A 6,737-nucleotide genomic window follows, 5' to 3' on the forward strand; every position below is an offset into this window, starting at 1 on the left:
AGGGCCGGGTGCGGGTGCGGGGCCGGGTGCGGTGCGGGTGCGGGGCGGGTGCGGGTGCGGGGCGGGTGCGCGTGTGCGTCCGCTACAGCGCCCCGGCCTCGGCCGCCGCCCACGCCGACGGGTACAGCGGACGCCAGCCCAGCTCACGGCGCGCGGCCGCCGTCGACACCTGCCCCTCCCACGGGTCGAACGGCGCCTGCGGCGAACCGCCCGGGTGCGTACGGTCGTTGAGTGCGTGCAGGTCCCAGGCCGTCAGCGGCGCGTCGTCGCCCACGTTGTAGGTGCGCCCCTCGATGCCCGGCACGGTCACCGCCCGCCACAGCGCCTGCGCCACGTCCGCGTGGTGCACCACCGCCAGGCGCTGGTGCGCGGGCCAGGACGCCGCCCACTGCAGCGACTGCGCCAGGTGCGGATCGCCCTCCCCGTACACGAACGCCAACCGCGCTACCACCAGCGGCAGTTCGTCCCCGAGCGCGCGCAGCCCGGCCTCCGCCTGCGCCTTGGACGCCGCGTACACCCCCCACGCCGGGTCCGGCGCCAGGCGGTCGCGCTCCAGCGCGGGGCGCCCCAGCCCCCGCCCGTACACCAGGTTCGTACTGGTGTGGACGAACCGCGCCACCCCCGTCTGCGCGGCCTCGCGCCCCAGCGCCACCGCCGCGTCCCGGTTGACCGCCCACGCCGCCTCGTCCGGCACCCCGCGCAGCGCCGCCGCCACGTTCAGCACCACGGCGGCCCCCGCCAACGCCCGTGCCCGGTCCGCCTCTTCGCACAGGTCGCCGGTCACCACCTGCACGCCGAGGCCCGCCAGGGCGGCCGCCTTCCGCTCGTCGCGCACCAGCACCCGCACCGAGGAGCCCTGCGCCCCGGCCCACCGCACCAGCCGCGGCACCAGCCGGCTGCCCACCGAACCGGTCGCGCCCGTCACCAGGATCGTCGTCATCGCCCGTTCCCTCCAAGGAAGTCACTGCCGTCCTTCGACACCCGCCACCCTGCCCGCGCACCGCGCGGCGCGGCAGAGACCTCCCGAACCAGGGACCGGCGGTCCCTGGCTGCGGCCCACCGGCCGGCCGCCGGTTCGGCTCACGGGGCGGTGGCGTCCTCCGACAGCTCCCTGATCGCGCCGAGGCGGTGCTCCCACCGGGCGGACCGGACCCGCTCCCCGGGGGCGTTGATCACGATGGTGCCGTCCGGGGGTCGCAACCCGAAGGTTGCGGCCCCCCGGGCCGTCAGCGGGCCGCTGCGGCCTCCTCGACGATCCGCAGCGCCTGCCCGCCGCTCAACTCGCTGCCGTCGGGGCCCCGCCCGAAGGCGGCCGCCAGGACGGCGGGCAGGTCCGGCGCGGCGACGGCGTCGCGCAGCCGCGCGAGGACGCCGGGGAAGTCGGCGTCCTCGACGGCGCCCGCGTGCTCCCGGCGCAGGCGGTGGACCACCTCCACCAGCTCGGGCTGCAGCCGCATCCAGGCGCGGGAGGTGCGGATCTCCTCCTCGACCTGCTCCACGAACCAGCGCAGCACCTCGAACGGGACGTCCGGGCAGCGCTCCTGGGGATCGAAGCTCACCGTCGGCTCGCGGGCCGGGTCCTCGTCGGGGACGACCGCGACCGCCAGGGTGCGCTGCTCGCGGAGGAACTCCAGTTCCAGGTGCCAGGCGTCCTCGGCCACGGAGTACATCGCGATGACCGCGTAGTCGCGGCCGGGGTGGATGGCCATCGACTCAGCCCTTTCCGTCGCCCGGCGGAGCGCCGCCCGGTGGAGCGCCGGCAGGTCTTGCGCCGCCCGCCCGCGGGAGGTCCGCGCCCGCGTGCAGGTGGGCCCCGGCCGGGCCCGGATGCCGGTCGTCGGCGATGGTCAACTCGTCGACGAGGGCGAGCAGTCGGACGTCCCCGCCGGGGAACCGGAGGGTGAGGCCGGCCGTGAAGGCGACCCGGCCGTCGTCGTAGCCGATCTCCCGCACCGCGCGGACCGGCTGCCCGACGAACCCGGTCAGCGGGACGCCGGGCGGGTCATCGGTCACGCGGACGCTGCCGTACTGCGCCATCGAGTACGGCCCGTGCGGCCGCTCGGCCCGCAGTGACAGGCCGGTCGACGGCGTGTGGAACAGCACCGGGCCCAGGTCCTCCAGATGGAGCCACAGGTGCAGCAGCGACGGCTCGTCGTCGCCGTGGTGGTGCCACGCCGTGGTCACCTTCAGCAGCCGTCTGCCGATCAGGTCGGCGCCGGGCAGCTCCTCGATGTCGATCACCCGCCGATGCTCGCACGGCCCCACCGGCGGGGCACCCGGGTTTCCCGGGTGGGGGCGCGCGTGCGGCGGGGCCCGGCCGGCGGGCCGGTCAGCGGGCGGACGGTTCCCGCAGGACCGGGCGGGCGTCGCCGTAGGCGCCGGCCATGGGGGAGGAGCCGGTGGTGAGGAAGGCGTGGATCGCTGCCAGGTAGGCGGCGCGGTCCACGGTGCCCTCGCCGTCGGGGTCCAGAGCGTCGAACGCGGCGTCGGCCCCCTCGGCCGGGTTGCCGCTCGCCGTCCGCAGCCCGGTGAACTCCTCGCGGGTCAGGCGCCCGTCGCCGTCGCCGTCGGCGAGGTCGAACAGCGAGCCGAGGGCGGGCCGGCAGGTCTGCTCGAAGGTCTCGTGACCGGCCCAGTCGCGGTACTCCTCGAAGGTGACACCGCCGTCCCCGTCGCCGTCCATCCGCCCGAAGACCTCCCGGTGGGCCGCCCGGGCCGCAGCGACCAGCGGGTCCTGCGGGCCGCGCCCGAAGGCCGAGGCGGCCCGGTCGACCCGGGCGAGGTACTCGCCGAGGGTGATCACACCGTCGCCGTCGGCGTCCAGCATCGCGAAGATGCGCCGCTTCGCCGCATCGGACATTCCGTCACCAACCTTTCCTGACGAGGACATTTGCGTCCGTCACGCTATCGGCGGGACGGGCGCGGGCGGGGGAGGCGCAGCGCTCAGCCAGGGACCGGCGGTCCCTGGCTGCGGCCCGCCCCGCGGGCCATGCTGGGGGCATGACCGACCGAACGGCGCTGGCCGACTTCCTCACCCGGGCCCGGGCCCGGCTCACCCCCGCCGACCTCGGGCTGCCGCCCGGGGCGCGGCGGCGCACGCCCGGACTGCGGCGCGAGGAGGTCGCGCAGGTGGCCGGGCTGTCCGTGGACTACTACGCGCGCCTGGAGCAGCGGCGCGGCCCGCAGCCCTCGCCGCAGCTGCTGGCGGCACTCGCGCGGGCGCTGCGGCTGAGCGAGGACGAGCGCGACCACCTGTTCCGCCTCGCCGGGCACGAGCCGCCGCGCCGGCACGGGCCGCTCGGGCACGTACGCCCGGGGCTGCTGCTGATCCTGGACCGGCTGCACGACACACCCGCCCAGGTCGTCACCGACCTCGGCGACGTCCTCGCCCAGAACCCGATGGCCGGCGCCGTCTTCGGCGACACCGCGGCCCTGGCGCCCGAGCGGCGCAACCTGCTGCTGCGCTGGTTCACCGAACCCGGCTGCCGGGAGCTGTTCCCGCCCGAGGACCACGAGGACCTGGCCCGCGCCCACGTCGCCGCCCTGCGCGCGGCCCGCTCCGCCCGCCCCGGGGACCGGCGCGCCGCCGAACTGCTGCAGCAACTCCTCGCCACCGGGGAGGAGTTCACCGCGCACTGGGAACGGCACGAGGTCGCCCGGCGGCGCACCGGCCGCAAGCGGGTGCGGCACCCGGTGGTGGGGGAGCTGGAGCTGGAGTGCGAGGTGCTGGCCGCCGGCGGCGAGGACCAGCTGCTGCTGGTGCACACCGCCGCACCCGGCAGCGAGTCCGCCTCCCGCCTGCAGCTGCTGCGCGTCGTCGGCGCACAGGCGCAGGCGCAGGCGCAGGTGTGAGCGCAGGCGCACGCGTCAGCGCGGGTGCAGGCCTGAAGGCCCCCGGCTCCCCTCACCCCCGGTCCCCAGCGCGCCACGCCCGCAGCCGCTGCCCGTAGGCTGGGCGGGCCGCCGACGGCACAGACCGTCACCAGCAGGGCGGAACACGTACGGAACCGGGCAGGCAGGGCATGCAGTTCGACGACCAGGGCGACCTCGACACCTCGCAGGTGGACGACCGGCGCGGCATCCCGGGCGGGAAGATCGCCATCGGCGGCGGGGCCGTGGGCCTGATCGCCGTGCTGATCGCGGTCGTCCTCGGCGTCGACCCGAAGCTGCTCGGCCTGTCCTCCGGCAGCGGCTCCGGCTCCGGCTCCTCCTCGGGCGTGCGCACCGCCGGCGAGGCCCAGCAGGCCTGCAAGACCGGCGCGGACGCCAACAAGCGCCAGGACTGCCGGATCGTGGCGGTCACCAACAGCCTGCAGGAGTTCTGGCGCACCGAACTGCCGCGCCGCACCAACATCCCGTACAAGAACGCCGAGACGGTCCTGTTCACCGACCGGGTCTCCACCGCCTGCGGGCCGGCGACCTCGGCCGTCGGCCCGTTCTACTGCCCCGGCGACAAGAAGGCCTACGTCGACCTCGGTTTCTTCAACGAGCTCTCCGCCCGCTTCGGTGCCAAGGGCGGCCCCTTCGCCGAGTCCTACGTCGTCGCCCACGAGTACGGCCACCACATCCAGACCCTCACCGGCACGATGCAGAAGGTCGGGAACGACCGCCAGGGCGCGAACAGCGCCTCGGTACGCCTGGAACTGCAGGCCGACTGCTACGCCGGGGTGTGGGCCCACCACGCCACCACCACCCCGCAGCCCTCCACCGGACGGCCCCTGATCGCCTCCCTCACCGACCAGGACATCGCCCAGGGCCTGGACGCGGCCGCGGCCGTCGGCGACGACCGCATCCAGCAGCAGGCCACCGGGCGGATCAACCCGGAGGCCTGGACGCACGGCTCCTCCGAGCAGCGCAAGGCCTGGTTCACCACCGGCTACCGCAGCGGCGACCTCGCCCAGTGCGACACCTTCTCGGCGGCGAAGCTGTAGCAGCCGGCAGCGCCCCGAGGCCTGGCCCGGGCCGCGGCGCCCGCCCGTGCAGGACTGCCCGCGCCGTCAGGCCGGCCCGGCCCCCGGGGCCGCCGCGCCGCTGCCCTCCCAGTCCCATTCGGCGACGGCGTCGCGCAGCAGGCGGACGGCGGCGGGCAGGCGGGTGCCCGCGCCCCAGGCGAGGGTGAGGGTGCGGCGGCAGTCGGGGGCGTCGACGGCGACCCAGGCCAGCGGCAGGCGGGTGGCGGTGCGGCGGCCGACGGCGGGCACCAGGCCGATGCCCAGGTCCGCGCTGATCAGTTCGGCGATGGCGCCGACCTCGTCGACCTCGCAGACGATCCTGGGCGTCAGGCCGTGCCCGGCGAACAGCCGCTCCAGCAGGCGCCGTTGCCAGTGCCCGGGGCGGGCGGCGATGAACGGGTGGCCGGCGATCTCGTCGATGCCGACCGCGGTGCGGGTGGCCAGCGGGTGGCCGGGGGCGACGGCCAGCCCGACCGCCTCGTCGAGCAGCGGGACGGTCTCCAGCCCGTCGGCGGCGATCGGCTGGGAGACGACGGCGAGGTCGACGTCCTGGGCCCGCAGCCGGCGGGCGGCCTCCTCGGCGGACAGCTGGTGCAGTTCGATCTCCACCCCGGGGTGGGCCCGCTTGAACGCGGCCAGCGGCCCGCTGAAGGCCAGGAAGGTCTCCGAGGCCAGCCGGACCGTGCCGAAGCCCTGCCCGGCGGCCTCGGCCACCGCCCGCCGTCCGGCGGCCAGTTCGCCGAGCGAGCGCTCGACGTGGCCGCGGAAGATCCGCCCGGCCTCGTTGAGGCGCAGCCGCCCGCCCCGGTCGAACAGCGGGGTGCCCAGCTCGGCCTCCAGGCGGGCGATGCTGCGGCTCAACGACGGCTGGGCGACGCGCAGTTCCTCGGCCGCGCGGCTCAGGTGCTCCAGCCGCGCCACGACGAGGAACTGGCCGAGCGTGTGCAGGTCCACCGGCGTCCCGTCCCGTCCTGTCCCCGTGTCTCCGACGGCACACCGCCATCCCTGGTCCTGCAGGGTATCCGCGGCTTCGGACGGGCCGGCGGGCAGTGCACCGGCGTGGGTGCCGCCGGTGCGGGTGACGTGGGACAGGACGCGGTGGCGGCCGGGCGTCCACCCCGCCTGACGCCCCCCGCCCGGCACGGGCAGTGCCCGCCGTCCCCCGTGCGGCGGGCACTGCCGGAACCGGAATGCTGCCGGTGATGCGTCAGGGACGGTCGAGCGTGATCGAGTTGATCGGCCCCAGGTCGTAGTAGACGCCGTTCTGGGCGGGGATGTCGTAGACGCAGTTGCCGCCGCCCGAGTTGCGGCACAGGTGCGCGTGCGCGCCGCCGGTCTGGTTGTTCAGCACCCAGTGGTTGCCGAACTGGTTGCTCAGGTTGTGGGCGCCGTAGCTGTAGTAGATGTCGGTGGGGGAGACGGCCGGGTTCTGGTTCTGCGGGTAGATGCAGACCGCCCCGGACGGGCAGCCCGCCCAGGAGCCGTCCGCGGCGCCGGCACTGCCGGTGCCCATCGCGGTCAGGGCGGCGGTGGCGAGGCCGAGGGCGGCCAGGGCGTGGGTGATCCTGCGCATGGGGTGGTTCTCCCTTGGCTGGTACGGGGCCCGGCGATCGGCCGGACCGGTGCACGTCAGCCTAGGAACGCGGCGCCCCCGGCGGTCCCTGACATCTGACAGGGGCGTGGCTGCTTGCCCCCGTTACCTTCTTCGTGGCCCTGAAACGGGGCTCCTGGCCTCCGGGTCCGGCATGACTGTTGCCCCCTGTCGATCGCATGACCTGGGGGGTG

8 protein-coding genes are annotated in these 6,737 nt (G+C 76.0%); 2 read left to right on the forward strand and 6 right to left on the reverse strand.

Annotation, left to right across the window (positions count from 1 at the left end; all coding sequences use genetic code 11):
- Nucleotides 1-82 precede the first annotated feature (82 nt).
- From ACZ7KX_RS41325 to ACZ7KX_RS41340, 4 genes are all read right to left on the reverse strand, one after another.
- Nucleotides 83-940, reverse strand: coding sequence for an NAD-dependent epimerase/dehydratase family protein (locus tag ACZ7KX_RS41325; RefSeq protein WP_470331100.1), 858 nt, complete (start codon nucleotides 938-940; stop codon nucleotides 83-85).
- A 286-nt stretch (nucleotides 941-1,226) separates the two neighbouring features.
- Nucleotides 1,227-1,709, reverse strand: coding sequence for a hypothetical protein (locus ACZ7KX_RS41330; RefSeq protein ID WP_470331101.1), 483 nt, complete (start codon nucleotides 1,707-1,709; stop codon nucleotides 1,227-1,229).
- A 4-nt stretch (nucleotides 1,710-1,713) separates the two neighbouring features.
- On the reverse strand, nucleotides 1,714-2,241 hold the full coding sequence (locus tag ACZ7KX_RS41335) for a hypothetical protein (RefSeq protein ID WP_470331102.1): 528 nt from the start codon (nucleotides 2,239-2,241) through the stop codon (nucleotides 1,714-1,716).
- Between the two features lie 88 nt (nucleotides 2,242-2,329).
- Complete coding sequence (locus tag ACZ7KX_RS41340) at nucleotides 2,330-2,860, reverse strand: EF-hand domain-containing protein (RefSeq protein ID WP_470331103.1); 531 nt, start codon at nucleotides 2,858-2,860, stop codon at nucleotides 2,330-2,332.
- Between the two features lie 140 nt (nucleotides 2,861-3,000).
- Between ACZ7KX_RS41340 and ACZ7KX_RS41345 the strand changes: the two genes are divergently transcribed.
- Nucleotides 3,001-3,852, forward strand: coding sequence for a helix-turn-helix transcriptional regulator (locus tag ACZ7KX_RS41345; protein WP_470331104.1), 852 nt, complete (start codon nucleotides 3,001-3,003; stop codon nucleotides 3,850-3,852).
- Between the two features lie 170 nt (nucleotides 3,853-4,022).
- Entirely contained in the window at nucleotides 4,023-4,931 is a 909-nt protein-coding gene (ypfJ, locus tag ACZ7KX_RS41350; protein ID WP_470331105.1) for a KPN_02809 family neutral zinc metallopeptidase, read from the forward strand.
- Between the two features lie 66 nt (nucleotides 4,932-4,997).
- Here ypfJ and ACZ7KX_RS41355 read toward each other — a convergent pair whose 3' ends face one another.
- Together ACZ7KX_RS41355 and ACZ7KX_RS41360 are read right to left on the reverse strand one after the other, a co-directional pair.
- The gene (locus ACZ7KX_RS41355; RefSeq protein WP_470331106.1) at nucleotides 4,998-5,906 is read right to left on the reverse strand and encodes a LysR family transcriptional regulator; all 909 of its coding nucleotides are present in this window, start codon (nucleotides 5,904-5,906) and stop codon (nucleotides 4,998-5,000) included.
- A 253-nt stretch (nucleotides 5,907-6,159) separates the two neighbouring features.
- Nucleotides 6,160-6,525 (reverse strand): hypothetical protein, encoded by a 366-nt coding sequence (locus tag ACZ7KX_RS41360; protein WP_470331107.1) that lies wholly within the window; start codon nucleotides 6,523-6,525, stop codon nucleotides 6,160-6,162.
- Between the last annotated feature and the right edge of the window lie 212 nt (nucleotides 6,526-6,737).

Source organism: Kitasatospora sp. NPDC038210 (assembly GCF_055600605.1).

Coding starts and splice junctions, on each gene's coding strand:
- ACZ7KX_RS41325 (WP_470331100.1), bottom strand. CDS start 940: ATGACGACGATCCTGGTGACGGGCGCGACCGGTTCGGTGGGCAGCCGG.
- ACZ7KX_RS41360 (WP_470331107.1), bottom strand. CDS start 6,525: ATGCGCAGGATCACCCACGCCCTGGCCGCCCTCGGCCTCGCCACCGCC.
- ACZ7KX_RS41345 (WP_470331104.1), top strand. CDS start 3,001: ATGACCGACCGAACGGCGCTGGCCGACTTCCTCACCCGGGCCCGGGCC.
- ACZ7KX_RS41340 (WP_470331103.1), bottom strand. CDS start 2,860: ATGTCCGATGCGGCGAAGCGGCGCATCTTCGCGATGCTGGACGCCGAC.
- ACZ7KX_RS41330 (WP_470331101.1), bottom strand. CDS start 1,709: ATGGCCATCCACCCCGGCCGCGACTACGCGGTCATCGCGATGTACTCC.
- ypfJ (WP_470331105.1), top strand. CDS start 4,023: ATGCAGTTCGACGACCAGGGCGACCTCGACACCTCGCAGGTGGACGAC.